The organism is Candidatus Kaistella beijingensis, assembly GCF_020084865.1.
Lineage (GTDB): Bacteria > Bacteroidota > Bacteroidia > Flavobacteriales > Weeksellaceae > Kaistella > Kaistella beijingensis.
In genome coordinates this window covers 151,991-178,532 of the sequence record NZ_CP071953.1, presented here as the reverse complement: position 1 = coordinate 178,532, position 26,542 = coordinate 151,991, and the positions used below count along the sequence as shown (strand labels likewise).

Annotated in this window: 15 protein-coding genes and 1 tRNA gene; 7 read left to right on the top strand and 9 right to left on the bottom strand. The window is 37.3% G+C overall.

Annotation, left to right across the window (positions count from 1 at the left end; all coding sequences use genetic code 11):
* Positions 1–267: 267 nt before the first annotated feature.
* The 5 genes from J4771_RS00765 to fsa all read left to right on the top strand — a co-directional run bounded on the left by J4771_RS00765 (position 268) and on the right by fsa (position 8,678).
* Positions 268–2,988, top strand: a complete 2,721-nt coding sequence (locus J4771_RS00765; RefSeq protein WP_224135586.1) for a sodium:solute symporter family transporter — start codon at positions 268–270, stop codon at positions 2,986–2,988.
* A 75-nt stretch (positions 2,989–3,063) separates the two neighbouring features.
* Positions 3,064–3,426: a response regulator transcription factor gene (locus J4771_RS00760; RefSeq protein ID WP_224135585.1), complete on the top strand. Its 363-nt coding sequence runs from the start codon at positions 3,064–3,066 to the stop codon at positions 3,424–3,426.
* 79 nt (positions 3,427–3,505) lie between these two features.
* A complete protein-coding gene (locus tag J4771_RS00755) occupies positions 3,506–5,392 on the top strand; it encodes an AMP-binding protein (protein WP_224135584.1) in 1,887 nt (628 codons plus the stop codon).
* 547 nt (positions 5,393–5,939) lie between these two features.
* The gene (acs, locus tag J4771_RS00750) at positions 5,940–7,847 is read left to right on the top strand and encodes an acetate--CoA ligase (RefSeq protein WP_224135583.1); all 1,908 of its coding nucleotides are present in this window, start codon (positions 5,940–5,942) and stop codon (positions 7,845–7,847) included.
* 177 nt (positions 7,848–8,024) lie between these two features.
* A complete protein-coding gene (gene fsa, locus J4771_RS00745) occupies positions 8,025–8,678 on the top strand; it encodes a fructose-6-phosphate aldolase (RefSeq protein ID WP_224135582.1) in 654 nt (217 codons plus the stop codon).
* A 54-nt stretch (positions 8,679–8,732) separates the two neighbouring features.
* On the opposite strand, the gene J4771_RS00740 is transcribed toward fsa, so the two are convergent.
* The 4 genes from J4771_RS00740 to J4771_RS00725 form a co-directional block, all read right to left on the bottom strand.
* Positions 8,733–8,804, bottom strand: a tRNA-Arg gene (locus J4771_RS00740).
* A 97-nt stretch (positions 8,805–8,901) separates the two neighbouring features.
* The gene (locus J4771_RS00735) at positions 8,902–10,692 is read right to left on the bottom strand and encodes a TonB-dependent receptor (RefSeq protein ID WP_224135581.1); all 1,791 of its coding nucleotides are present in this window, start codon (positions 10,690–10,692) and stop codon (positions 8,902–8,904) included.
* Between the two features lie 356 nt (positions 10,693–11,048).
* On the bottom strand, positions 11,049–14,009 hold the full coding sequence (locus tag J4771_RS00730) for a tetratricopeptide repeat protein (protein ID WP_224135580.1): 2,961 nt from the start codon (positions 14,007–14,009) through the stop codon (positions 11,049–11,051).
* A 304-nt stretch (positions 14,010–14,313) separates the two neighbouring features.
* Complete coding sequence (locus tag J4771_RS00725) at positions 14,314–17,871, bottom strand: T9SS type B sorting domain-containing protein (protein WP_224135579.1); 3,558 nt, start codon at positions 17,869–17,871, stop codon at positions 14,314–14,316.
* A 98-nt stretch (positions 17,872–17,969) separates the two neighbouring features.
* On the opposite strand from J4771_RS00725, the gene J4771_RS00720 reads away from it, so the two are divergent.
* Together J4771_RS00720 and J4771_RS00715 are read left to right on the top strand one after the other, a co-directional pair.
* Positions 17,970–19,658, top strand: a complete 1,689-nt coding sequence (locus tag J4771_RS00720; protein WP_224135578.1) for an APC family permease — start codon at positions 17,970–17,972, stop codon at positions 19,656–19,658.
* 1 nt (position 19,659) lies between these two features.
* Complete coding sequence (locus J4771_RS00715) at positions 19,660–19,968, top strand: DUF962 domain-containing protein (RefSeq protein WP_224135577.1); 309 nt, start codon at positions 19,660–19,662, stop codon at positions 19,966–19,968.
* A 67-nt stretch (positions 19,969–20,035) separates the two neighbouring features.
* Here J4771_RS00715 and J4771_RS00710 read toward each other — a convergent pair whose 3' ends face one another.
* From J4771_RS00710 to gcvP, 5 genes are all read right to left on the bottom strand, one after another.
* Positions 20,036–20,935: an SPFH domain-containing protein gene (locus J4771_RS00710; RefSeq protein ID WP_224135576.1), complete on the bottom strand. Its 900-nt coding sequence runs from the start codon at positions 20,933–20,935 to the stop codon at positions 20,036–20,038.
* Between the two features lie 64 nt (positions 20,936–20,999).
* The gene (locus J4771_RS00705; protein WP_224135575.1) at positions 21,000–22,355 is read right to left on the bottom strand and encodes a deoxyguanosinetriphosphate triphosphohydrolase; all 1,356 of its coding nucleotides are present in this window, start codon (positions 22,353–22,355) and stop codon (positions 21,000–21,002) included.
* Between the two features lie 590 nt (positions 22,356–22,945).
* Complete coding sequence (locus J4771_RS00700) at positions 22,946–23,272, bottom strand: type II toxin-antitoxin system PemK/MazF family toxin (protein ID WP_224135574.1); 327 nt, start codon at positions 23,270–23,272, stop codon at positions 22,946–22,948.
* Positions 23,260–23,511, bottom strand: coding sequence for an AbrB/MazE/SpoVT family DNA-binding domain-containing protein (locus J4771_RS00695; protein ID WP_224135573.1), 252 nt, complete (start codon positions 23,509–23,511; stop codon positions 23,260–23,262). Before J4771_RS00695 ends, J4771_RS00700 begins: the two co-directional genes overlap by 13 nt.
* A gap of 117 nt (positions 23,512–23,628) precedes the next feature.
* On the bottom strand, positions 23,629–26,487 hold the full coding sequence (gcvP, locus tag J4771_RS00690; protein ID WP_224135572.1) for an aminomethyl-transferring glycine dehydrogenase: 2,859 nt from the start codon (positions 26,485–26,487) through the stop codon (positions 23,629–23,631).
* Positions 26,488–26,542 lie beyond the last annotated feature (55 nt).

Sequence of the window (26,542 nt, the reverse complement as noted above, 5' to 3'; positions counted from 1 at the left end):
ATGATGCAAAACATTGTCAATCATCATTTTAAAATCATGTAAAAATTGATAAATCATTTATCAATTATCATTCATCACTTATGAAAAAGAGACACAAGCAAAAACTGGTGGTATTGAGTATAGCATTATTCATAATGTTCAATGCACCGGTTTTGCTTTTGTTTAATAATGCAAAGGAAACTTTCGGACTGCCACTTATTTATGTTTATATTTTTGCGATTTGGTTGGCTTCGAGTATTTTTTCCCTTTTGATTTTTAAAAAATTCGATGAGTAGTTCGGTATTATTTGGGCTGATTATCCTCTATTTGGGGCTTTTGTTCTTCATTGCTTTCTGGGCAGAGAAGAAGAGGAGTAATTTTTGGACCAATAATCCTTACATCTACGCTCTTTCGCTCGCGGTCTATTGCACTGCGTGGACGTATTACGGAAGCATCGGAGTTGCCGCCAATTCAGGATTAGAATATATGGCGGTTTACATTGGACCTGTCATCATCATTCCTGCGTGGATTTACATTAATACCAAAATTGTGAGAATTGCCCGCGTCAATAAAATTGCAAGTATTGCCGATTTCATCTCGTTACGGTATGGAAACGGGCGTTCTTTGGGAGCGTTGGTTGCTTTGGTGTGTATTCTCGCGATTATTCCCTACATCGGACTTCAGATTAAGGCGATTTCCGATACTTTTCATCAAATTACCCAAACACCCACAACAGAAAATATTTTTCTGGATACCGCAACTTACGTCGTCATCATCATTGCACTTTTTTCTTCGTATTACGGAACGCGTTATGTTGACGCATCCGAAAAACGTTTGGGAATCATTTCCGCTGTTGCCGTGGAAAGTTTTTTGAAAATTTTATTCTTTTCTATTCTCGGAATTTATGTTGTTTATGGCGTGTTCAACGGTTTTGGAGATATTTACAGTCAGGCCTCAAAACTTCCTGATTTTGTTGAAAAAAATACCTTTAAAAATCTCGAAACAGGCTACAATTGGTTTCTTCTTTTGCTGCTTTCAATGTCTGCAATTTTTGTGTTGCCTAGACAATTTCACACCGCAATTGTAGAAAACCGAAAAGAAAAACACATTCGCACCGCCATTTGGTTATTCCCTTTGTATATGCTGGTTTTCAACTTTTTTGTCTTCCCAGTTGCTTGGGGCGGAAAAGTTCTGTTTCAAAACGAAGTGGTAAATCCTGAAATGTTTTCCATACTTATTCCGCAAAAATTTGGAAATTATTTTATCTCGATTTTGGTGTTTTTGGGCGGCATCAGTTCAGCCATTTCAATGATAATTTTGTCGAGTATTGCACTTTCGGTAATGCTTTCCAACAACTTGATTATTCCTTACGGTTGGTTGGAGAATTTTAAGATAAAATCCGACACCATCAATACCAAAACTATCGTCAACATTAGGAAAGTCAGTATTTTACTGATGATTATGATGGCATTTATGTTTTATAAATATTTAATGAATTCCTCTTCCCTATTTTCCATTGGTTTGGTTTCGTTCGTGTTGGTTTCTCAATTGGCACCGTCGTTTTTTGGTGCGATTTTTTGGCGTCGCGGAACGTATGCAGGTGCACTTTCGGGCATTATTGCAGGAGTTTTGATTTGCTATTTCAACCTGATTTTGCCTAATTATTTTGCTGATATTAAAGAAATGGCGTTCTATCAGGACAGTTTTTTAAGTTTTTTCAGAATTCCTTATCTGTCGCCGATTACCAATACTTTTTTCTGGAGTATTTTGGTTAATTTTTCGATTTTTACACTGGTTTCTGTCAACACAATAGGAACTTATCGCGAAAGAAATTACGCCGAAATTTATGCCGATATCGACGATTACATCAGAAATCACGAAAACGCCTATATATGGAGAGGAACCGCCAATGTTTCTGATATTCAAAAGATTTTGAACCGTTTTTTAGGCGAGCAAAAAACAAAACAGGCGCTGAAAATTTTTAATTTAAAATACAACATTACTGAAAAGAATGACATTGCAGATGCCCGTTTCATCAAGTTTTCCGAAAATTTATTGAGTGGAAGAATTGGAACTGCCTCCGCAAAAATTTTGATTGAAGGCGTAACCAAAGAAGATAAAATTTCGCTTCCCGAAGTGTTGAAAATTTTGGAAGAAAGCAAGGAAAATATTTCCATCAACAAACAATTGACCGAACAATCGCATCAATTACGAAAACTTTCCGAAGACCTTCAAAACGCCAACGAGAATTTAGTCATTAAAGACCAACAAAAAGACGAATTTCTCGACAGCGTTGCTCACGAACTTCGCACCCCAATAACTGCGATTCGCGCTACAAGTGAAATTCTTTTGGACGACGATGAAATGCCACAAGAAATTAAAAAAGATTTTCTGGAAAACATCATTTCCGAAAGCGACCGATTGGCTGAAATCATCAACGATATTCTCTACCTTGACAAGTTGGAAGCAGGTTCTGTTGTCCTCAATATTGACAAAAATAACATAATCACCACCTATCACAAAGCGTACAAACCGCTTCAGAACCTGTTTGAACAAAAGCATCTTCATCACTCCGAAGTTAATTTACTTCAAAATGAACTATTTGAATTTGATGAAAATAAAATGATTCAAGTGTTCCAAAACATCCTCGGAAACGCCCTAAAATTCACGAACGAGCAAGGAATGATTCAAACCAAATTCCAAGAAAAAGACGGCGAACTGAAAATCTCCATTTTCAACACCGGAAAATCCATACCTGAAGAAGATTTGGAATACGTTTTTGATAAATTCTACCAATCTAAAAACCAAAATCTAAGAAAACCTATTGGTAGCGGACTTGGACTCGCCATTTGCAAAAACATCATCAATGCACACGGCGGAAAGATTTTGGCAAAAAACAAGGAGATTGGGGTAACATTCGAGATTATTTTGAAGTCTAAAAATGCAAAGTTGCAGTTGGAAGAAGATATTATCAAGCCACGAAGTGGCGAAATCAACAGCAAAGGGTGAAGCCCTTTGAAATAAAATAGGAATGTGAAATAAGCCCTGAAAGGGCGAAATAAAATAAATTAATAGAAAGAAATCATGAGGAAGATTTTAATAGCAGACGACGAACACAAAATTGTAATGACGCTCGAATATGCTTTCAGAAAGGCAGCTTACGAGGTTTTCATTGCAAGAGACGGTTCGGAAGTTTTAGAAATTTTAAAAACCGAAATCCCCGACGTCATTTTGCTCGACATCATGATGCCGAATGTGGATGGTTACACTACCCTTTCCGAAATCAAGAAAAATGAAAATTATAAAAACATAAAAGTCATTTTCCTATCCGCAAAAACAGGAGAATCCGACATCAAAAAAGGCTTGGAATTAGGCGCCGATGCGTATGTAACAAAACCTTATTCCATAAAAAAACTGACGGAGAAAGTGGAGGAACTCTTAAGTTAGAAGACTGGAGTCCGAAGTCCGAAGAAAACTTCAAACTACATCAAACAAATTTAAACAAAATCAAACAAAGAGAAATATTATGAAAGCGCAACAAATGTTTCAGGAAAGCATCGAAAACAAGGAACAATTTTGGGCTGAACAAGCCAAAAACATCAAATGGTTTGAATTTCCTAAAACCATTCTTTCTGAAGACGAAAACGGTTATCCGCTATGGTTTGCGGACGGAAAACTCAATATGTCGTACCTCTGCATCGACAAACATATTGAGGACGGTTTCGGAGAACAAGTTGCCGTAATTTACGACTCGCCGGTTACCGGAGTAAAACAGGAATACACTTTCAACCAACTGAAAGAAGAAGTTTCAAAATTGGCAGGAGGTTTAAAATCGCTTGGTTTGGAAAAAGGCGATACTGCCGTTGTTTATATGCCGATGATTCCGCAAACTTTCTTTACAATGTTGGCTTGCGCGAGAATTGGAGTGATTCATAATGTGGTTTTTGGAGGTTTTGCGCCGAATGAATTGGTGGTAAGAATCGACGACTGCAAACCGAAAGTCCTCATCACTGCAACTGCAGGTGTAGAAATTCAAAAAAGAATTCCGTATTTACCATTGGTAGAAAAAGCGATTGAATTGGCTACCGACCACGTTCCAAATATCATCGTTTATAACCGACAACTCATCGACAATAAACACGAATATTTTCCGGGAACGATTGATTATCATGAGTTAGTTTCACAATCCGAACCTGCAGATTATGTGGAAGTTGAAGCGACACATCCACTCTATCTGCTTTACACATCGGGAACTACAGGAAAACCAAAAGGCGTTGCGCGTGACACCGGTGGACACGCAACTGCACTAAAATTTTCCATGAAATACCATTACGGAATGCAAGAAGGCGAAAGATTTTGGGCGGCTTCTGATTTTGGTTGGGCAGTCGGACATTCCTATATGGTTTACGGACCTCTGATTAACAGAAACACGACCATCGTTTTTGAAGGAAAACCAATTATGACGCCCGATGCAGGAACTTTTTGGCGCGTGATTTCTGAGCATAAAGTAAATGCGATGTTCACGGCTCCAACTGCAATGAGAGCGATTAAAAAAGAAGATCCAAATGGAGAATTGATTAAAAAATATGATTTGTCAAATTACAGAATTCAGTTTTTGGCAGGTGAAAGATGTGATGTTGCAACTTTAGACTGGTTTGATGAACACGTTGGAATTCCCGCAGTCGATCATTGGTGGCAAACAGAAAGTGGTTCACCGATGTTGGGATTATTGACTGGCTTAGACGAATACAAAATAAAAAGAGCATCTGCAGGAAAACCAATTCCGGGTTATGATATCAAAATTTTTGATGAAAACGGATATGAACTCGATGCGCATCACGAAGGCTATTTGGTGATAAAACTTCCGCTTGCTCCGGGTGCGATGTTGGGATTGTGGAATGATTGGCCAAGATTTCAAAGCAGTTATTTGTCGCAGTTTCCGGGTTATTATTTTTCGGGAGACGGTGCGATTAAGGATGAAGACGGCTATGTTTTCGTAACAGGACGTGTTGACGATGTGATCAATGTTGCAGGACACCGACTTTCAACTTCAGAAATGGAGGAAGTGGTATCTTCGTGTAAAGACATTGCAGAATGTGCAGTTGTCGGCATTGAAGACCAATTGAAAGGACAAATTCCTTTTGCAGTTGCCGTGACAAAAGCGGGAGTAACAAAAGAGGAAAAGGTAATTGAGAAGGAAGTTGTGACCTTGGTTAGAGATAAAATCGGAGCGGTTGCCTGTCTGAAAAATGTGATGATTGTGAACCGACTTCCAAAAACACGCTCGGGAAAAATTTTAAGAAAACTGATTAGAACGATATTGGACGGAAAGGATTTCCAAATTCCTTCCACCATTGATGACGAGGCGATTGTTGGAGAAATTCAGGAGAAGATTAAAACATATTCTTTCTGATTTTGATGGAAGCGGGAAGATGGAAGATGGAATTTTGTACACCTTCAAGATTGCTTTGATGTTGACTAATATTTTTAAAGTTTTGTAACTTATTCCGTAGGAATAATATACGTGTAGAAAGATTAATGGGCTATAATGGGGCGCTCCGTAGGAGCGCTATGTAAAAAACAGAATTTAAATGTGATTCAAGAAACCTACAAGGTTTTTAAAACCCTGAAGGTATATGAAAAGATAATGCATTAATAAAATTGAAAAAAATTTCAGCAGATTGATTCGTCATTTCGCTTTGCTTCAACCCTCGTAATGACGGACTGCATTCATAGCCCTGCTTGCAGCGGTTACCCCGCAACAAGCGATGGCAAAAGCGTTGGAGTGAGGAGTATGAGCGGAAAGCAGATTCCCGGCTCCTAAAAAAAAGTTGGAGCGTTGGAGACTTTGAGAGAGGAATACTGAATTGTGAATGAGTGAATGAGTGAATGAGTAAATGAGTGAATAACTGAGTTGAACTTGAAACTAGAAACTAGAAAAAATAACTAAAAAATATATTATGAAGAACTTGTATATCGACGATTTGCCTGATTATTTCAAGCAGTATAAGAAGTCTATTAAAAATCCTAAAAAATTCTGGGATAAGATTGCAGATGAAGGTTTTGTGTGGTATCAACGCTGGACAAAAGTGGTGGATTTTGATATGGAGGAAGCCAAAATTAAGTGGTTTAAAAACGCCAAACTGAACATTACGAAAAACGCTTTGGACAGACATTTATCTTTGCGAGGCGATAAAACCGCAATTATTTGGGAACCGAATGACCCGAATGAAGAAGCGCAGCACATCACTTATCGCGATTTGCACGAACGCGTTTGTAAAATGGCGAATGTCCTCACAGAAATGGGCATCCAAAAAGGTGACCGAGTGTGTATTTATTTGCCGATGATACCGGAATTGGCAGTTACGATGTTGGCTTGTGCGAGAATGGGAGCGGTTCATTCCGTGATTTTTGCAGGATTTTCGGATAGTGCGGTTGCGTCGCGTGTGAATGATTGTGAGGCGAAGTTAATCATCTGTTCTGATGGAAGTTACCGCGGAAACAAAGCGATTGATTTGAAAGGAATTATTGATAAAGCCGTTGAAAAATGTCCAAGTGTGGAAAGAGTTTTGGTGGTGAAAAGAACGGGCGGCGAAGTGAATATGAAGGAAGGCAGAGATTTTTGGCTGGATGATTATTATCCCAAGGCTTCGAGTGATTTTGTAACGAAAATTATGGATGCGGAAGACCCGCTATTTATCCTTTATACATCGGGGTCTACAGGAAAACCGAAAGGAATGTTGCACACTTGCGCCGGATATATGGTTTATACGGCTTACACTTTTAAAAATGTGTTTAATTACCGCGAAAACGATATTTATTGGTGTACCGCAGACATTGGTTGGATTACGGGACACTCCTATATTTTGTACGGACCATTGGTGAATGGTGCTACAACAGTGATTTTCGAGGGAGTTCCGACGTATCCTGAACCAGACCGTTTTTGGGCGGTAATTGAAAAACATAAAGTAACGCAATTTTACACGGCTCCAACAGCAATTCGTTCTTTGGCGAAGGAAAGTTATGAATGGGTAGAAAAACACGATTTATCCAGTCTGAGAGTGATTGGTTCCGTTGGTGAACCGATAAACGATGAAGCGTGGCATTGGTACAACGACCACGTTGGAAAGAAAAAATGCCCGATTGTTGATACTTGGTGGCAAACAGAAACCGGAGGAATTATGATTTCGCCAATTCCTTTTGTGACGCCTACAAAACCAACATACGCCACACTTCCACTTCCGGGAATTCAGCCGGTTTTGATGGATGAAAAACGCAACGAAATTACAGGAAATCAGGTCGATGGAAATTTATGCATCCGTTTTCCGTGGCCGGGAATTGCAAGAACGATTTGGGGCGACCATCAAAGATATAAAGAAACCTATTTTTCTGCATTTCCGGGAAAATATTTCACGGGCGACGGTGCTTTGCGCGATGAAACCGGCTATTACAGAATTACAGGCCGTGTTGATGACGTGATTATCGTCTCCGGACACAATTTGGGAACTGCGCCAATTGAAGACAGCATCAATTTACACCCTGCTGTTGCGGAATCTGCCATTGTTGGTTATCCTCACGATATTAAAGGAAGTGCGTTGTACGGTTTTGTGATTTTGAAAGAGGACGGGCAAACAAGAGACCGCGACAATCTTCGCAAAGAAATCAACCAAATCATTGCCGACACAATTGGTCCAATCGCAAAACTGGATAAAATTCAGTTTGTTTCTGCGCTTCCGAAAACGCGTTCCGGAAAAATTATGCGTAGGATTTTGAGGAAAATTGCGGAGGGTGATTTCTCTAATTTCGGGGATACATCTACTCTACTAAACCCTGAAATTGTGGAGGAGATTAAGAATGAGAAGATCTGATTTGAGATTTACTCACGAGTTTTATAATTATTTTCATAGTTCGTGAATGCATTGCATTTGAAGTTTGAGATTTGAAATTAAACCTTGCGGAAACGTGAGGTTTTTTTTCAGCTTTAAAAAATGTTTTTCCTTTCATCTTGAATCTTAAAATCTTACCTTTGCAAAAAATAAAAAGGAATGAAATTTTTTATCGACACAGCCAATCTGGAGCAAATTAAAGAAGCGCAGGATTTGGGAATTTTGGACGGTGTTACAACCAATCCGTCATTACTGGCAAAAGAAGGAATCAGCGGTGCAGAAGCCATTAAAAACCATTACAAAGCCATTTGCGACATTGTTGACGGCGATATTTCTGCCGAAGTTTTAAGCACCACTTACGACGAAATGATTAAGGAAGGCGAAGAACTAGCAGCAATTCATCCAAATATTGTGGTGAAAATCCCAATGATTAAGGACGGAGTAAAAGCGTTGAAATACTTTTCAGATAAAGGAATTAAGACCAACTGTACTTTGATTTTCTCTGCAGGACAAGCTTTATTGGCTGCAAAAGCGGGCGCCAATTACGTTTCTCCATTTTTGGGAAGATTGGATGATATTTCTGTTGACGGAATGAATTTAATCGAGGAAATCCGTGTGATTTTTGATAACTATATGTTTGATACTGAAATTCTTGCCGCTTCCATCCGTTCACCTTTGCATATTGTAAACTGTGCAAAAGTGGGTGCAGATGTGGTGACTTCGCCTTTAGCTTCAATTCTAAATTTATTGAACCATCCTTTAACTGATAAAGGTTTGGCGCAATTTGTGGCAGATGCGAAGAAAATGGGATAATTTAAATATTAAAAATAAAAAATCCGTCTGAAAAAATTCAGACGGATTTTTTTGTAGCCGCAGAAGGATTCGAACCCTCATCCTCGGAGCCGAAATCCGATATTCTATCCATTGAACTATGCAGCCGACAATGGTGAATTTTGCTTCGCAAGTGAATGGTCAATTTTTAAAATTCACTCAAAGAAATTCACTTCGCAGAAAGTTCACAATGTAATTAATTCACTTAAAATGAAATCTTCACTCCTCCCAAAACCTGCGCTCCCAAAACTTTGTAACCCTTGAAAGTTTGATACTTGGCGTTCAGCAAATTATTTCCGTGTGCAAAAATACTGAAATTTTTGTGAACCTTGTACTCCGCGGAAAGATTTAAATCTGCAAAACCGCCCACTTTGTCATTGGTGTTTTCTTGCATTGAAAACATCGGTAAAGTAGAAACAACAGAGTAAGAATTGGTTGTCTTATCCGATTCAAAAAATACTTTCGCACCCAGATTCAACTTTTTGTCGAGCATCGCGTATTTTGCGCCCAAACTTGCTTTGATTAAAGGTTTGTTGTAGATGTTTTCCTGATTGTCGAGTTTGTATTTCGCGAAATGAAGTTCTCCATCCAAAACCAAATTAGCCAACGGAAAATACTGTACACTTCCCTTAACTTCGCTCACCGTTCCATTATCGTAGATTGCTGAAAATGTGTTTGCGAAGTTATAAGCATTTTTATTGGTAGAACTGTTGTCGAAAAGATTATTCGCCTTAAAAAACATGATATCGTTCACTTTCGAAAATCCTGCGCTGAAATCATATTTGATATTTTGATCAATATCTCCTCTTAATCCAAAATAACCGTGATATTTTGTTTCGGTTGGTTTCAACCATTGGTCAGAAGCGAGATATGGATTTTGTTCCAAAAGATTGGAATAGGAATTCATTTTCAAACCGCCATCAATTCCTGCATAAAACTTGAATTCATCGGTTGCTGCAAATTGTAGTTCCGCTTTTGGAAACCAATACGTTTTATTGTTTTTCAATTCTTCAGGCAAAACTGTATTTGAATTTCTTCCATTTAAAAACGAAAAATCCGAACCAACCATCAAATACGAATTTCCTTTAAAGAAAGTCACTTTCGGCGACAATGTTGCATTAAAGAATGACGAAGAATTTTCATTTAGAATTTTAAAATCTGATTTCAAGGTTTCTAAATTGATTCCCAAATCTCCATTCAAACGTACATCATCAAATTTTGGAATTTCAACACCATGTTTTGAAAGGTTCAATAAAATGTCAGCCTGAACCTCTTTTGCATTAAAATGGTCGCTCAAAAATGAAGATTTCACACGAACATCATTCAAAATTTCATTCGAATAAAAATCGTAATATCCATTGACTTTAAATTGATTTACTTTTTGTTTCAGGTCAATATCCGATGGAATATTAATTCCCTGGATTCCATCAAAGGCGTAAATTCCGTAATAATTGTAATCTTTAAGTCCGTAATCTGCATTGATTCCAAACTTTCCCCTTTCTCCATACGAATTTAGAAATGCCCCCAAATTGGCTGAACTTTGCTTGGAACTCCAGTCATAATCTTTCTTTAAACCCGACGTCGAAAGGAAATGAACGTCACCACCAACTTCCATGTTGTTTTCTAGTTTGGTAGACATATTTCCATCGGCGAGGATTTTTCCGTAATTACCCATTCCCAACTGAAAATAATTGTTCTGATAATTCGCATCAAATTTCGGCGAAATATCCTCACCCTGAATTGTGGAAGTTTTGAAATCCGAAGCAGCGGGAACATCCGTAATATTGTATTTCAGATTTAATGAATCTTCAATTTTCTTGGTTTGCGGAGGATAATTTTTAATGGTTTCGATGGAAGTTTTCTTTTTCTCGATTTTTTTTACTTCGGGTTCGCGCTTTCTGTCGAGGATGAGTTTTTCTTCCTTGATTTGAGAGAAAACGGCAGTTGAAGATACCATTAATCCGAGTAAAAATATTTTTTGAATTGGGTTCGTCATATTCTTTTATTGATTTCGCCACTTCGTGGCTTCACTTTTCTATCTTTATTTCAAAATACAAAGGGCTTCACCCTTTACTGTTTTATTTCGCCACTTCGTGGCTTATAAAATCCTTCGGATTTTGGCCAATTGACTTCGTCGAACAACTTCGTGGCCTCACTTTTCTATCTTTATTTCAAAATACAAAGGGCTTCAACCTTTGCTGTTTTATTTCGCCACTTCGTGGCTTAAAAATCCTTCGGATTTTGGACAATTAACTTCCTCGAACAACTTCGTTATGTTTCGCGATTTGTCCCTACAAATAATCATATCCATTTGCGCCAATTGCAACCTGCACCAATTTGCACCCACAATCATCATTTTATTTGCTTTTTCACTTCTTTCGCTTCCGCCACAATTTCAGGGAAATCTTGGTAATTCGCAATGATTTGGTCAACGGTATAACTCGCTTGATAACTGTCTTTCAAACCGATGTAATTTTTCGCCATCAAAACCAACGCTTTCGCTCCCCAATATTCTTCGGAAGCATAATTATTTGCCAATCTGAAAATCGTTTCGTTGGATGTTTTAAATGCTTTTGCCTTGTTTTGATAAAACGCTTTTGCATACAGGGATTCGGCGGCAACTTCGGTATTTGCAGACTTTTCTAATGTCGCATACGCAGATTTTGCTTCGTTGTCTTTTCCGCTATTCATCAAGCTTCGTGCTTTAATTACTTTTGCCTGTTCAATGACTGCTGCAGAATTTTTTGGATTTCTCATCACCAAATCCGCAAACTTTTCTGCTTGAGAAAAATTCTTTTCTTCTGCATAAATCTTCATCATCTCAAGGTTCGCAAAGTTCTTCACATTCACATTAGCCGAGTTTGAAAGCGATTCCAAATACTTCTTCGCCTCGGAATAATTGTTTTGACTTAAATAAATCTGTGCGATCCGAGTTTGCGCGTCTTCCTGATAATCGTTCTGAACATTGGCGACTTCCTGTAAAATCAACAACGCTTTGGTTGAATTTTGAGTTTGGAAATAACTTTCTCCCAATTCGTATTGGGCTTGGTAAAGTCCGTCTCCTGTTGGATTTTGCGTTAAATATTTTTCGTAAAGCGGAATTGCAGCTTTGTAATTTTTCTGTGCGTAATAATTTTTCGCGGATGACAAATTGATTTCGTCAATTTCCGAAGCGTCAATCCTCACTCCTAAACTTTGTGCAAAATTCTGATAACCTGAAACATCGCCATTTTTCATGAAAATCGGACGTGAAGCCTGAACGATTTTACTTGCAAACGCCGTATTTTTATACTGATTTCCAAGTGATTTTAATTCAGAAAGTGCTTTTTCATTTTGGTTTAAATCAATATAATTTTGAGCGCGGTAAATCTGCGAATTGGCTACCAAATCTCTGTCGGAACTCGTTCTGATAACTTGCGAAAAATATTCGTTTGAATTATTAAAATCGTCATTCGCTGCATACGCTGTTCCGATTTCATACTGTGCATCGTCCACATACTCTGAATTTTTGTATTGCGAAATCAGTTTCTTCAAATTAGAAATTTTCGCTTCAGTATCCCCTTTAAAACCTAAAGCCATTGCTTTTTGGAACAAAGTGTAATCATCCGCATTTTCCGTTTTGTCGTAAATGGCGATGGCTTCGTTCAATTCGTTATTGGCGTAATACGTGTCTGCCAACCGTAATTCCGCATCATTTTTAAATTCAGTTTTTGGATTTTCTAGATATTTTCTGAAATACTCTTTCGCCTTATCGAATTTTTTAGATTTAAAGTAAGCATAACCTAAATCGTAATTCAGCTGTTGTTTTTCAGGAAAATTTTCGTTGGCAATTTTTTCATAACGAACAATTGCAGAAGGATAATTTCCTTTTTGATAATAGGTTTGAGCCAACCAATACGTTGCTCTCGTGTTGAATTCTTTGTTAATGTTGAATTCCAGGCTTCTTAAGAAAAACTTTTCCGCTTGGTCGAAATTTCCTTTGTTAAATTCCTCTGTTCCCAATAAATAGGAAACTTCCTGGTCGATTTTATTGGTTTCTGGAGTAGAATTCGGCATTTTGTCGATGGCAGCCAAAGTTCCTTTGTAATCACCTGAGTAAAGATAAGACTTCATCAAAAGCGAACGCATTTCCGTAACCTCCGAACTTTTCGGGTATTTTGAAATATAACTTTGAATCACATTGGAAGCCGATTCAAAAGGATTTCCGATATCGTAACTTAATTTAGCATACTGTAAATGAGCAAGTTGCTGAACTTTAACATCATAACTCATTTGATAAGCCGAACGAAACGCAGAAAGTGCTTCCTGCTTTTTTCCAACCGCCAAATAAGCGTTTCCTAATTGATAATAAGCGTTTTGAGAAGTCGATGAATTACTGTTAATCAATTGGTTATAATAAGAAACCGCTTCATCATATTTTTTCAGCTGAGCAGAAACAAAACCCATCTCGTACAAATCGCTTTCAGACGGAGTTTGCTTGCTTTCCAAATAAATTTTCAAATGGGGATACGCAGAGTTATAATCTCCTTTCATGAAATAACTTTCACCGATGATCTTGTGCACTTCTGCGCTGTATTCCTTTGATAATGACTCATTTAACAAAGAATTTCCTTCCGTAATTGCCCGATCGTAATCTTTGTCGTTGAAATACATTTGTACGTAATACGGTTTTACCAACCGTGCAAATTTTTCATGATCCTTGATTTGGTCGAAAAAAGAAAAAGCTTTATCGTTCTGTTTGTCAGCATAATACAGATGTCCCAACATGTATGCAATATCGCCTTTATCGTTTCCCTCTGCATTTTTGTAGGCTTCTTCCAACGCTTCCACCGCACCTTTAGAATCTCCCGTCATGAACTTCGCATAACCGAGTTTGGTGATATACTGCGTGTTTTCCTCTTTTGAAAGTTGGTATTGATTGACGTTTTTCAAAGTTTCCAACGCCTTTTCAAAATCCTTTTGCGTCAAGTAATAGTCAGCCAACGGAAGATTTGCCTGTGCAAAATAAGCGGAGTTTGGATATTCCTTGATAAACGCTTCCAAGCCTTGCTCCGCATGATTTTTCCGGAGAATTACGCCAATCACATTATCGAAAAACTGCGCCGCTTCTTTCTTGGAGTTGGTAAGCGAAGAATTATAGAAATATTGACGTGCATACTCAAATTGGGAGGCGTTAAAAATCTTGCTGTTGTAAAGGTTTTCAGCGAGGTTGAAGCGGTAATTTTCACGGTCGGCGAAGAATTGGGATTGCTGCGCATCGGAAATTCCGTAATAGAAAATCGCGGCGGCAATAATGATTTTTTTTGAATTCATGTAATCTTGGTTTGATGAGCGTTGTTAGCGCTTGAAGCGAAAACTACGCTTCCAATATTTTCCACAATTAATCAACGAAAATATTGAAAACTTATTGTTTATACAAGTTTATTTGCACATTGTGGAAATGTGGATAAGTGGTGTTTTTGGTGGAAATTGGTACAGCGTGGTAATTGGTCCAAGGTAAAAACTGCAAAATTAACCACTGCGTCTGAATCTTTGATTCAGACATCCCTAAAAAGAAGCGGAATTTCGCCGCCGATTAAAAACTAGAATCCAGCATGTCGTAACTCGTCACTCGAACCTAATTTCTGTTTTTCAGTAAAATCCAACCTTGACGCTGCTCGTTTTTCTGGGTTACAGGATCAAACCAAGTCACGGAATACCAATACGTTGAAGTTGGCAAACTTCTACCGTGATGACTTCCATCCCAAACCAGACTGTTTTTGTTCTGAGATTCAAAAACTTTATTTCCGTAACGGTCGGTGATCATTAAGGAAATATTATCCATTTTATCCAGATTTTCGATGGTCCAATAATCATTGATTCCGTCGGAATTTGGAGTGAAGGCATTGTTGATTTTAATAAAATAAATTGTTTTCGGTTCGCCGAAACAACCTGTCGCAGATTCCACTTGAATGACGTAAGAGGAAGCTGTAGGATTCAGCAATATATTTGAACTTTGCGAAAGTCCATTAAACCAGTATTGATAAGGTTTTTCGCCTCCATTTGCAATGACTTCTATTGAATCATTGGTTTGATTGATGACCTCAATTTTCGGTTGATTTTCATCAGAAACAATAAAATCGTGGGTGTAAAAACAGCCATTTGCATTGGTTAATTTCACTGAATAATTTCCAGCTTTGGTAATTTGAATGCTTTGCGAATTTTCTCCTGTGCTCCACTCCCACTTCACATTTTCAGTTCCTGCGTCAATTGTTAAAGTTTCGCCGTAACAGATAAAATATTTAGGCAAAATCGTTGAAGATTTAGATGGCGTATTCACAATCAGATGAATCTTAACAACCACGGGGCAGAATCCAGGCAAAGTAATTCTTGCATAAACCGTTTGATTAAAGGCGACTTCATTACTATAAGTCGAAGTGATAGTTTGGGTAAGACCGGCATCTTTAAAATATTCAAAAATCGCAGTAGGATCGGTGGTAAAATCTGATTTTTTAGAATCAAGATTGAAAGAAGTTTTCCCATCAAAATCATCATCGCATAAAGAATAATTAGTTTCGGTACTCAATAAAACCGATGCTCCACCTTGAATAAAACGCACCGATTGTGGATCGGACAAACATCCATTACCATTATCTTTCATTAAAAAGTTCACCGTTAAAGGCAAAACAGAAAGGTCAAAATTCGCAGGAAGCGGATTTCCTGAAAGATCAGTAAAAGTGTAGTTGGAAGAATTGGCAATCACTTTATCCTTAAAATTTTGAAGAGAATAAGAGAGCTCGCTGCAAATTAAGATTTGTGAAATTGTAGCGGCAGGTTTCAACAATAATTTCAAATCGAAGTTGATTTTATCTGAACATTCCAAATTATTTGTTTGGTTGTAAACCAAAATCATGTAAGGATTTGCACCCGAAATTTGCGAGTTGTAATTCTGCCATTGCGCAGTATTCGTCAATTGATTTCCGTTTCCGTCGAAATACCTAATTTCAGAATATCCAGTCCAAACGCCTATATAATCTGAAACTTGAGATGTTAAATCATAAATTGTTGTACCACATGCTTTTGGAAATTTTATTTCAGGTGATGATTTAATTAATGCGGGTTTTGGGTAAATTGTTAAATTTATTGTTGTTGAAACGAAACAGCCCGTGTCGGTATTTTCAATTTTGATATAAACTGTTCCACTTCCTCTGTAGTTTAAATTCGTTATCTGATCTGAAAATGCAGCATCTTTAAAGAAAGTTGCCTTGATATTCGGAGCATATTCCAGTTCGGCTTTTGTAAAATTCAAATCAAAATATTCCGTAGACGAATAACAATGTGCGGGAAATGGCGTTATCGGATTTATTAAAATTTTGGGATGAAAATCGAACTTTAATTTAACAACAGTTTCACAACTGAAATCAGGATGTTTAATTTTCACCAAAATCGGATTATTCGTTTGTGGATTTACCGAAGTTAAGTTCTGAAAAGTACTTCCACCATCCAACGAATAAGAATATTGATAATTTTTACCTGAAAAAAACTGATTTTGGAAATCGTTTAATATATAATTATCGGCACCAAAACATAATTTATTCGCGATTAATTCAGAATTATTTGGTGGTAAAGAGGCAAAAACAATATCGAAAGTCGTATTGAAACTACAGGAAGAAGTTGTGACGCTATTGGCAATAATTCCCACCGTTCTTGTTGTATTAGCGTTGATGGGAAAATTTGTCGGATCGGGAACATTTACTCCGTTTTCTTGAAATGTTACCGTATAATTTGCGGGATTTGCAGGGTAATAATCATACAAATTTACGGAAGTTGTTGTAGCACCATCGGTTTTGCAAATGTATTTTGGTGCATTGTTAAAATTGGGGAAATTTCCACCTACAGAAACTGGAACAGGATCTGAATCTACAAAACAACTTGAATTGGGTGATTTTATTCTGACAAAATAATTTCCGTTTGCAGAAGCTGTTAATGTATTGATGGTGGATAAAACGGTAGTATTTCCAGATTGAAACCATTCATATTGGATTCCAGGAATTGATGGGGTTGTTAAAACCGCAGTGGAACAGCTTGGTTGCGTAAGCGTAACTGGTGGCTTTGAAAGCATTTTAAACGTTACAGAATCGGTAACTGTTGATCCAACCTGATTACCGGAACTATCAAGATAATTTACCTCAACTTTCAGAATATCGTTATCGCTTGGCGAAAAATTGCTTAAAGTGTTGGACGATTCCCCCAATAAAGTTGCGTTTTGATACCATTTGAATCTCGGCGTAAGATTTTGATTGGGTGTAAAAATCCAGGCTACACCTTCACTCTTCCAGAATCCGTTATTGTAATCCGATCCGGCAGAACTGTGTGTAGGAACTTTAAATTTTGTGGCATCATCATTTTGAATTCCTAAAATTGCACGGTAACTGTTCTCGCTTTTATTATTAACATTGATGATGATTCTTCCATCCTGTAATAATAAAATGTAACTTTCGTAAGAGGTGGAAGAAATCGAACCCGTTCCATTGGTTCTGATCATATTCTGAAATGATACTAAAAGCGCATTTACACCTCCAACAGAAACATTTTTGTAAAGATAGGTAACGCCCGAATTCACCGATTTCGGCACCAAATCCGTGTAACCAAAAAATATCTGCGCTAAATTGAGTTCCTGATTTGGATTATTTTTAAAGACCTTATTATAGTCGGTTGATGCCAAAACCGACAAGGTATTATAGCCTGCAATTCCGCTAAAAGTTCGATCGGTGTAGGTATTTAGATCTTTTAAACTTTCCAGTTGAGGATCATTGGTGAAAACAAGTCTTCCGTTGCTTCCTGCCACAACTCTTGAGTAGGTTTTACCGTAAAAACTAAAACTGAATCCAATTGGAAAAGAATCACTGAATTTATTAGAACCGGTTGCTGGGAAAGTAATTTCAGTAGAACCGGCTCCAAGCGGAAAACTTGAGGCGAAATCTTTGGTAATTGCATAATCCCCTGTTGAAGTTGCAACTGCATCAACCTTTAAATTAAATTGCTCTCCGCTACAGAAATATTGTTCAGAAGGATAAGGAACATTATTTGCCGGGTTGTATAAAGATACACTTTGAGCAAAACCCAAAACTAGAAAACAGATAAAAAAAACAACAGAAAGCTTCCGCATCATCTTCAATTTTTGCCAAAAATACATTATTATTTAAAAACCAAAATTCTGCCACTTTTAGTATTTGAAACCTAAAAAAAATAATTTTCCCAAATTTTCTTTTACATTTGTGTAAATTAATTTTTATGAACCAGCTTTTCAGAAGAAAACATTACAGCGAAAGCGACCATTCATCGGGTTTGCTTCGGGTTTTAGGAGTTTGGGATATTGTATTCTTCGGAATTGCCGCCATTATCGGTGCGGGAAGTTTCAGCAGTTTGGGTGAAGCCGTTTTCCGCGGCGGACCAGGGGTGATCGTTTTATACGTGATTTGTGGTTTTGCATGTGGATTCACTGCGCTTTGTTACGCGGAATTTGCGAGTAGAATTCCAACCGCTGGTTCTGCTTATACCTATGCTTATGCCAGTTTCGGGGAATTGATTGCCTGGATTATTGGTTGGGCTTTAATCATGGAATATTCTTTCGGGAATATTTATGTTGCCTTTTCTTGGAGCGATTATTTCACCAGTTTTATGGGCCGAATCGGAATTCATATTCCAGATTATTTAACTTGCAGCTATACGGAAGCAAAAAAGGCCTTTTTAGGACATTCCACCAATCAAGAACTTATCAACGCTTGGAAAACCGCACCAATTATAGGAAATTTAAAAGTAATTTTAGATGTGCCGGCTTTAGTCATTAACGGTTTAATCACTTGGTTGTGTTACGTCGGAGTGAGAGAATCAAAAAATTTCAACAATCTTTTTGTATTATTAAAATTGTTCATCATTCTTTTGGTTATCGCAGTTGGAGTTGCCTACATCAATACGGATAATTGGTTTCCGGTGAGTAAAATTACGGGTGAAAGTTCATTTATGCCGAATGGTTTTTCGGGAGTTATGAGTGCCGTTTCTGGAGTTTTCTTCGCCTACATCGGTTTTGATGCATTGAGTGTTTTATCTGAAGAAACAAAGAATCCACAGAAAAATCTACCACGAGGAATGATTATTTCTCTTGTTTTGTGTACCGCGATCTATATTGTCCTTACTTTGGTTTTAACAGGAATGGTGGATTACCGAAAATTCGACGGAGTTGGAGATCCACTTTCGTTTATTTTTGATAAAACTAATGCCAATGTTGCTTGGATGGAATTCGTGGTTTCATTGGGTGCCATTATCGCGATTACTACCGTTCTTTTGGTTTTCCAAATGGGACAGCCGAGAATTTGGTACGCCATGAGTCGCGACGGTTTAATGCCAAAAAAATTCATGGAGATTCATCAGAAGCATAAAACTCCAGGTTTCGCAACCATTGTTACAGGTTTTGTAGTGGGAGTTCCGATTTTGTTTACCGATAAATCCTTTATTTTAGACTTCACGAGTATCGGGACGATTTTCGCTTTCGTTTTAGTTTGTGGCGGCGTTTTGCTGCTTCCATCAAAACAAAAACTGAAAGGAAGATTTCATTTGCCGTACATCAATGCGAAGATTATTTTTCCGGTTTTGTTTTTAGGAGGTTTGACTTTCTTCTATTTTTGGCAACCTGAATTTTTCCATAACCTCATGGATTGGCACGATCCCAATGAGGGCGAATTTAGAATCTCGATCTTCTTCTTTATCATCATCAATTTGGTTTTGTGCGTTTTAGCTTTCGTGAGAAATCTATCTCTAATTCCGTTGATTGGTTTGAGTTCTTGTCTATATCTTTTAACGGGAATGAGCCACAATAACTGGTTTTGGTTCATTCTTTGGTTTGGGATCGGTATGATCATCTATTTTTCTTACGGCTACAAAAACAGTAAATTAAACCAGGAACTCAACGGAGATTTGAATTAAAATGGAACGCATCAAAACTTTCAGGGAATTTTACCAGTTCTATTTGAGTGAGCACAGCAAACCAATGACGAGAATTTTCCACTTTATTGGAACATTCTTGATTTTCGTGGTCATTGTTTATGTAATTTGGTCGGGAAAAGAAAGATTTCTTTGGTACATCCCCATTTTCGGATACGGTTTTGCTTGGTTTTCACACGCGGTTTACGAGAAAAATAAACCGGCAACATTCAAATATCCTTTATGGAGTTTGATTTCAGATTTCAAAATGTTCTTCGAACTTCTCACCAGAAAGTTAAAATTTAAGTCATAACGAAATGCCTGAAAACTAAGTGTCCTGCAAAAAATTGCAGGACAGTTAGTATCAATTCTTTAGCGATTTATTTTTTAGCCAGGTCATCCATTTTTTGTGTTGCCGCCATCGAAACCATCAAATCGTTCAACATTGTACTTGCAGAATTTGGCGAGTTTGGAAGTAAAACCAAATTACTTCTGTTATTCGCGCCAATCGACTGAAGCGTGTCATAATGCTGAGTAACCACGATTAACGCAGAAGCTTCCTGTGCATTGATGTTTGCAGCGTTCAACATTTTTACGGATTCTTCCAGACCTTTTGCAATTTCCCTTCTTTGGTCTGCAATACCTTGACCCTGAAGTTTTTTAGATTCAGCTTCCGCTTTTGCAACGGCGACAATTCTAATTTTTTGAGCTTCAGATTCATATTCAGCGGCAGTTCTTTCACGTTCTGCAGCGTTAATTCTGTTCATCGCATGTTTTACCTGTTCATCTGGATCGATGTCGGTCACCAAAGCTTTAATAATGTCGTAGCCGTAACTTTGCATGGCTTCCTGAAGCTCGCCTTTTACAGCAATCGCAATATCGTCTTTTCTCACGAAAACGTCATCCAACTTCATCTTTGGAACTTCTGCACGAACAACGTCGAAAACATAGGAAGTAATCTGATTATCAGGACTTTCCAATTTATAGAAAGCATCTGCAACCTGTTCTTTAATCACTTGATACTGAACTGAAACCTTCATTTTAAGGAACACGTTGTCCAAAGTTTTGGTATCAATCATCACATCCAATTGCTGGATTCTCAAGTTCATCCGTTTTGCAACTTGGTCAATAAAGGGAATTTTCAAATGCAATCCCGCGTGACGAACGGAATGAAATTTCCCCAAACGTTCCACAATTGCTGCTGTAGCTTGTTTCACCGTGAAAAACGATGCAAATAATACGATAAGTCCTAAAAAGACAATTACTCCCATGTATGTCATAACTCAAATTTTTATAGGTAATTTTTAATATTAAACTTTAGAAAGATATGAAAAATTCATGAATTTACATCGTCATTCCAATATCAATTCCCTTAATTTTTCGGTAAAGGTCGGTCGCAAAATTATCGGTCATCCCAGAAACGAAATCAATCACGCCCAAAACCTTCTGATAATCATTTCCATCTTCATAAAAAAACTGTTTTGGTAATAATTTTAAAGCCATTTTGTCGTAAGATTTTCTCTCCGCTTTTTCTTTTAATATTGGCGGAATAAAATGATTCAGCAATTCGTACATGACGTTGTATCCTGCATTTTCTATCTCTATTACAGCTTTATGTCCGTAAATTTTTTCAATGGAAAAACTTTCGATTTCCTGCAAAGATCTGTTTTCCGATTTGTAAATATCGAGTAACGCTTTATCTAAGTTTCCTTCCAAAATTTTAGAGAAATTGTTTTTATAAATTTCAATGGATTTATTGATTAAAGCATTGATGACTTTTGCCCTTAAATAAGAAATACGTTCATTGGAATTGGTTAAAATCGCCAATTTATCTTCTACCCTTTTTGTGTTTTGATTTTCCGATTTAATGAGTTCGAGAAACAAATTTTCACAATCAGAAGTCGAAACAATTCCCAGTCGGTGCGCATCTTCCATGTCGATAATGTTGTAGCAAATATCGTCGGCTGCTTCAACGAGCCACACGAAAGGATGTCTTCTAAAAATCGTCGGTTCTTCACATTCCTGAATCAAATTAACCGACTTTGCAATTTCTAAAAAAGTGTTTTTTTCGTTTTGAAAAAATCCAAACTTCTTTCGGTGGATCATTCCTTTTTTCTTCGCAACCGCTTCGCAGGGATATTTTGCAATACTTGCCAAAGTTGAAAAAGTGAGTTGTGTTCCGCCTTCATCTTTTCCGTTTTGCTGATGCGTTAAAACCCTTATTGCATTTGCATTTCCTTCAAAATTAACCAAATCCGCCCATTCTTTTTCGGTGAATTTTTGCTTTAAATCCTTTTCATTTTTCTCAAAATAACTCGCAATCGCATCTTCACCTGAATGTCCGAAAGCGGGATTTCCCACATCGTGACAAAGACAAGCCGCCGCAATAACGTTGTGAAGATTGTGGAGATAGAAGTTTTTTGAATTATCACTCAAATCATTTTCAAATTGATCAACGATAAATTCTCCGATTGCGCTTCCCAAACTTCGTCCCACAGAGGAAACTTCCAAAGAATGCGTCAAACGGTTATGCACAAAAACACTTCCCGGAAGCGGAAAAACCTGCGTCTTATTTTGCAATCTTCTGAAAGCGGCAGAGAAAATAATTCGGTCAAAATCCCTTTGAAAATCAGTTCTTGAAGCGGAAGTTGCGGGATGATTTCCGGTGCGTTGGTTGGTGAAAATTGTATTAAGATTCATAAACTACAATTTGTCTTAAGATATATGTTATTTTTATAAAAATATTTATGTGATAAACTTCAATAACGAAACTTACAAAAGTATAAGTGAGAAATTTTTTTCCTCATAAATACATTTTTACCCGGAATTGTTGTATTAGAAATAATTTTTAAAAAAGGTCTATTCTTAAATCAACCACAAACAATATTCGAATATATTCTTTTTTTTTGGGCTATAATATTAAGTATACCATTTTATTTCTTAATTGCTTTAAATACAGGAGAATACATTCTTGGAAAGATCAAAGAAAATAATTTGAGCACAAGAAACATTGATAATGAAAAACTTGAAGTTTTAGATTTTAATTTTCAATTTATATACATTTTAAATTCTACTCTCCTATTTTACATAATTGACCGGATATTTCATCAATATTTCTACTTTATTGAAATTTTTGGTATTAGTCCTAAATTTATTGAACTGTTTTCCGTTTTCTCTCTTACTGCAATGATCAGCGTTATTTTATCGATTCCACTAACTATTTTATTTACTAAAATAATTAATAAAAAGTTTCTAAAAATAATCAATCTTATAAAAAAAGACTGAAAATTCTATTTTCTAAACATTTCATTTAAAATTCCGAAAACTTCTTCCTGTTCTTTCTCCTTCAAAACAGATAATTTATTCTTAATTCTGATTTTATCAATCGTCCGAATTTGGTCTAAAGCGATTTGACCTTTTTTACTTTTCACCACACAATTTACTCGAGAAGGATAATTCTTTAAAGTAGAAGTTAATGGCGCAACAATTACCGTGTTCAGTGCTTCGTTCATTTCATCAGGAGAAATAACTACTGCAGGACGAGTCTTATTGATTTCGCTTCCTTTGGTTGGGTCGAATTCAATAAAATAAATTTCAAAACGTTTTACCATGTCCATTCTTCGGTATCAAAATCGTTGGGAAACTCCATTAAATCTCCTTTTTCTTGCATAGAACCGGCTTTTAGAAGCTTTTCTTTCCAATCTTTTCTTGGCTCGTCAATTTTTTGAATTAGGATTTTTCCATCTTTCACCGTCAACTCTAACTCATCTTTTGGTTCGATATTTAATTCTTCCAACATTCGTTTGCTAATAATGATTCCTGAAGAATTTCCGATTTTTCTGATTCTTGTCGTCATCTCAAAATTTTTATCAAAGTTATAACAAAATTATAACATTAAAGAGAAAATCCCGAAATATTTTCGGGATTCCTATATATTGAACACGCCTTTTTGGCGTGCTTTTACAAATAATACTTACATATACTCCTCAATCGGTGCGCACGTACAAACCAAATTTCTATCGCCATACGCTTCGTCAACACGGGAAACGGATGCGAAGAATTTATGTTCACGAACCCAATCTAAAGGATACGCCGCTTTTTCACGGGAATATGGTTTATCCCAAGAATCGGAAATCACCAATTGTTCGGTGTGTGGAGCATTTTTCAAGACGTTGTTTGCAGCATCTGCAGTTCCTTCTGCAATTTCTTCTATTTCTTTTTTGATAGAAATTAATGCTTCCGCGAAACGGTCGATTTCTGCTTTGCTTTCCGATTCGGTTGGTTCAATCATCAAAGTTCCTGCAACCGGGAAACTCACCGTTGGAGCATGGAAACCATAATCCATCAAACGTTTTGCGACATCTGCAACTTCAATTCCGAGTGATTTAAACTGACGGAAATCCACGATACATTCATGGGCAACCCTACCTTTTGAATTGGCATATAGAATTGGGAAATGTTCCGCTAGAATTTCTTTCAAATAGTTTGCGTTTAGAATAGCGTGTTCTGTAGCTTTTTTCAAACCGTCGGTTCCGAGCATTTTGATGTAGGCGTAGGAAATATTTAAAACCAAACTTGAACCGTAAGGAGCACCAGAAATTGCGTCTATCGCTTCATGTGAGCCAATCTTAATATTCGGGTTTGATGGTAAGAATTTCACCAAATGTTCCGCCACACAAATTGGTCCAACTCCAGGACCGCCTCCACCGTGAGGAATTGCGAATGTTTTGTGGAGATTCAGGTGACAAACATCTGCACCAATATTTCCCGGCGAAGTGTAGCCAACTTGAGCGTTCATATTCGCACCGTCCATGTAAACTTGTCCGCCGTGTTCGTGAATTAATTTTGTGATTTCCTTAATATTATCATCAAAAAATCCGTAGGTTGAAGGATACGTAATCATCGCAGCAGAAAGGTTTTCGCTGTGTTCTTCAGCTTTTTTCTTTAAATCTTCAAAATCGATTTCGCCGTTTTCAAGATTTTTTACAACAACCACTTTCATTCCGGCAATCACCGCTGAAGCAGGATTGGTTCCGTGTGCAGATTGCGGAATTAAGACGATGTTTCTGTGAGATTCTCCTCTTGATTTATGATATTCGCGAATCACCATCAAACCTGCGTATTCTCCTTGAGCACCGGAATTTGGTTGTAAAGAAGTTCCTGCAAAACCGGTGATTTCGGCTAAATCTTTTTCTAATTCTTTAATTAAATATTGATAACCTCCTGCTTGTTCAGTCGGAACAAAAGGATGAACACTTCCCCATTCTGCCCAAGAAAGTGGCAGCATTTGAGTCGCTGCATTCAGTTTCATCGTACAAGAACCGAGCGAAATCATGGAATGCGTCAACGACAAATCTTTTCTCTCTAAACGTTTTATATAACGCATCAATTCGGTTTCCGTATGGTATTTGTTGAAAACTTCATCTTTTAAGATTTCATCGGTTCTCAATAATTCTTTTGGAATTTGGATTTCTTCTTTGAACAAAAGTTTGAAACCTTGCTTGTCTTTGAAATTCGCCAAAGCGTCAAAAAGTCGCTGCAATTTTTCCTCAGTTGAAGCCTCATTTACGGCAATGCTCACAATTCCTTCAGAGAAATAATTAAGGTTGATTTTCTGATCACGCATGGTTCTCATCAAAGCATTTTTCTCATCTTCATGAATCCTGAATTTCACGGTGTCGAAAATAGGTTCTTCCACAACGTCGTAACCCAACATTTTCAACCCTTCATTCAGTCCGTTTGCTTTAAAGTGAATTTGGTCGGCAATAAAGTTCAAACCTTTTGGACCATGATAAACAGCGTACATTCCGGCCATTACCGCCAAAAGCACTTGCGCGGTACAAATATTTGAAGTCGCTTTTTCTCTCTTGATATGCTGTTCACGAGTTTGAAGCGCCATTCTCAAAGCACGTTTTCCGTAGGCATCTTGTGAAACGCCGATAATTCTTCCCGGAATATCGCGTTTATAATCTTCTTTACACGCAAAAAATGCTGCGTGAGGACCGCCATAACCCATCGGAATTCCAAATCTTTGGGTAGTTCCCACTGCACAGTCTGCACCCATTTCCGCTGGAGATTTCAGTTTCACTAAAGCCATTGGGTCACAAGCAACTACAACCTGCAAATTAAATTCTTTGTAATATTTGATGTTTTCGGTATAGTCTAAAACAATTCCGTTCTTTCCCGGATATTGTAGAAGAACTCCGAAATAAGACTCATTGAACTGATGATTTTTGTGGTTACCAACGATGATGTCGATTCCTAAACCTTCCGCTTTGGTCTTTAAAACGGCAATGGTTTGAGGAAAAACCAAGTCTGAAACAAAAAATTTAATCGCCCCATTTTTTTTCTGTTCTTTGGTTCTGCTCTCAAAAAACATGTGCATAGCTTCAGAAGCAGCGGTGGATTCATCCAACAAAGAAGCATTCGCTAAAGGAAGTCCTGTTAAATCGACAACAACGGTTTGAAAATTCAGCAACGCTTCCAATCTTCCCTGTGCAATTTCCGCTTGATATGGTGTATAAGCGGTATACCAAGAAGGATTTTCTAAAATATTTCTCTGAATTGCACTTGGCAAAATAGTGTTGTGATAGCCAAATCCAATATAGTTGTCGAAAAGTAAATTTTTTTCTGCAAGTTCTTTGGAATGAGCCAACATTTCATGCTCTGAAAGTGCTTCCGAAATGTTCAGTTCTTTTTCCAAACGGATGGAATCGGGAATGGTTTGTGAAATTAATTCGTCAATACCAGAAACGCCCACTTTCTTTAACATTGCCTTTTTATCGGCTTCGTTCATGGAAATGTGGCGGTTTACAAACTTAGTTGTGTTCATATATTTTTAGAAGATTTATTTTAGAATTAAGGTTCGTAAAAATACAAATTATTGG

Coding starts and splice junctions, on each gene's coding strand:
- J4771_RS00695 (WP_224135573.1), bottom strand. CDS start 23,511: ATGACGACAAGAATCAGAAAAATCGGAAATTCTTCAGGAATCATTATT.
- J4771_RS00700 (WP_224135574.1), bottom strand. CDS start 23,272: ATGGACATGGTAAAACGTTTTGAAATTTATTTTATTGAATTCGACCCA.
- fsa (WP_224135582.1), top strand. CDS start 8,025: ATGAAATTTTTTATCGACACAGCCAATCTGGAGCAAATTAAAGAAGCG.
- J4771_RS00755 (WP_224135584.1), top strand. CDS start 3,506: ATGAAAGCGCAACAAATGTTTCAGGAAAGCATCGAAAACAAGGAACAA.
- gcvP (WP_224135572.1), bottom strand. CDS start 26,487: ATGAACACAACTAAGTTTGTAAACCGCCACATTTCCATGAACGAAGCC.
- J4771_RS00735 (WP_224135581.1), bottom strand. CDS start 10,692: ATGACGAACCCAATTCAAAAAATATTTTTACTCGGATTAATGGTATCT.
- J4771_RS00710 (WP_224135576.1), bottom strand. CDS start 20,935: ATGACATACATGGGAGTAATTGTCTTTTTAGGACTTATCGTATTATTT.
- J4771_RS00705 (WP_224135575.1), bottom strand. CDS start 22,355: ATGAATCTTAATACAATTTTCACCAACCAACGCACCGGAAATCATCCC.
- J4771_RS00760 (WP_224135585.1), top strand. CDS start 3,064: ATGAGGAAGATTTTAATAGCAGACGACGAACACAAAATTGTAATGACG.
- J4771_RS00730 (WP_224135580.1), bottom strand. CDS start 14,009: ATGAATTCAAAAAAAATCATTATTGCCGCCGCGATTTTCTATTACGGA.
- J4771_RS00765 (WP_224135586.1), top strand. CDS start 268: ATGAGTAGTTCGGTATTATTTGGGCTGATTATCCTCTATTTGGGGCTT.
- J4771_RS00720 (WP_224135578.1), top strand. CDS start 17,970: ATGAACCAGCTTTTCAGAAGAAAACATTACAGCGAAAGCGACCATTCA.
- acs (WP_224135583.1), top strand. CDS start 5,940: ATGAAGAACTTGTATATCGACGATTTGCCTGATTATTTCAAGCAGTAT.
- J4771_RS00725 (WP_224135579.1), bottom strand. CDS start 17,871: ATGTATTTTTGGCAAAAATTGAAGATGATGCGGAAGCTTTCTGTTGTT.
- J4771_RS00715 (WP_224135577.1), top strand. CDS start 19,660: ATGGAACGCATCAAAACTTTCAGGGAATTTTACCAGTTCTATTTGAGT.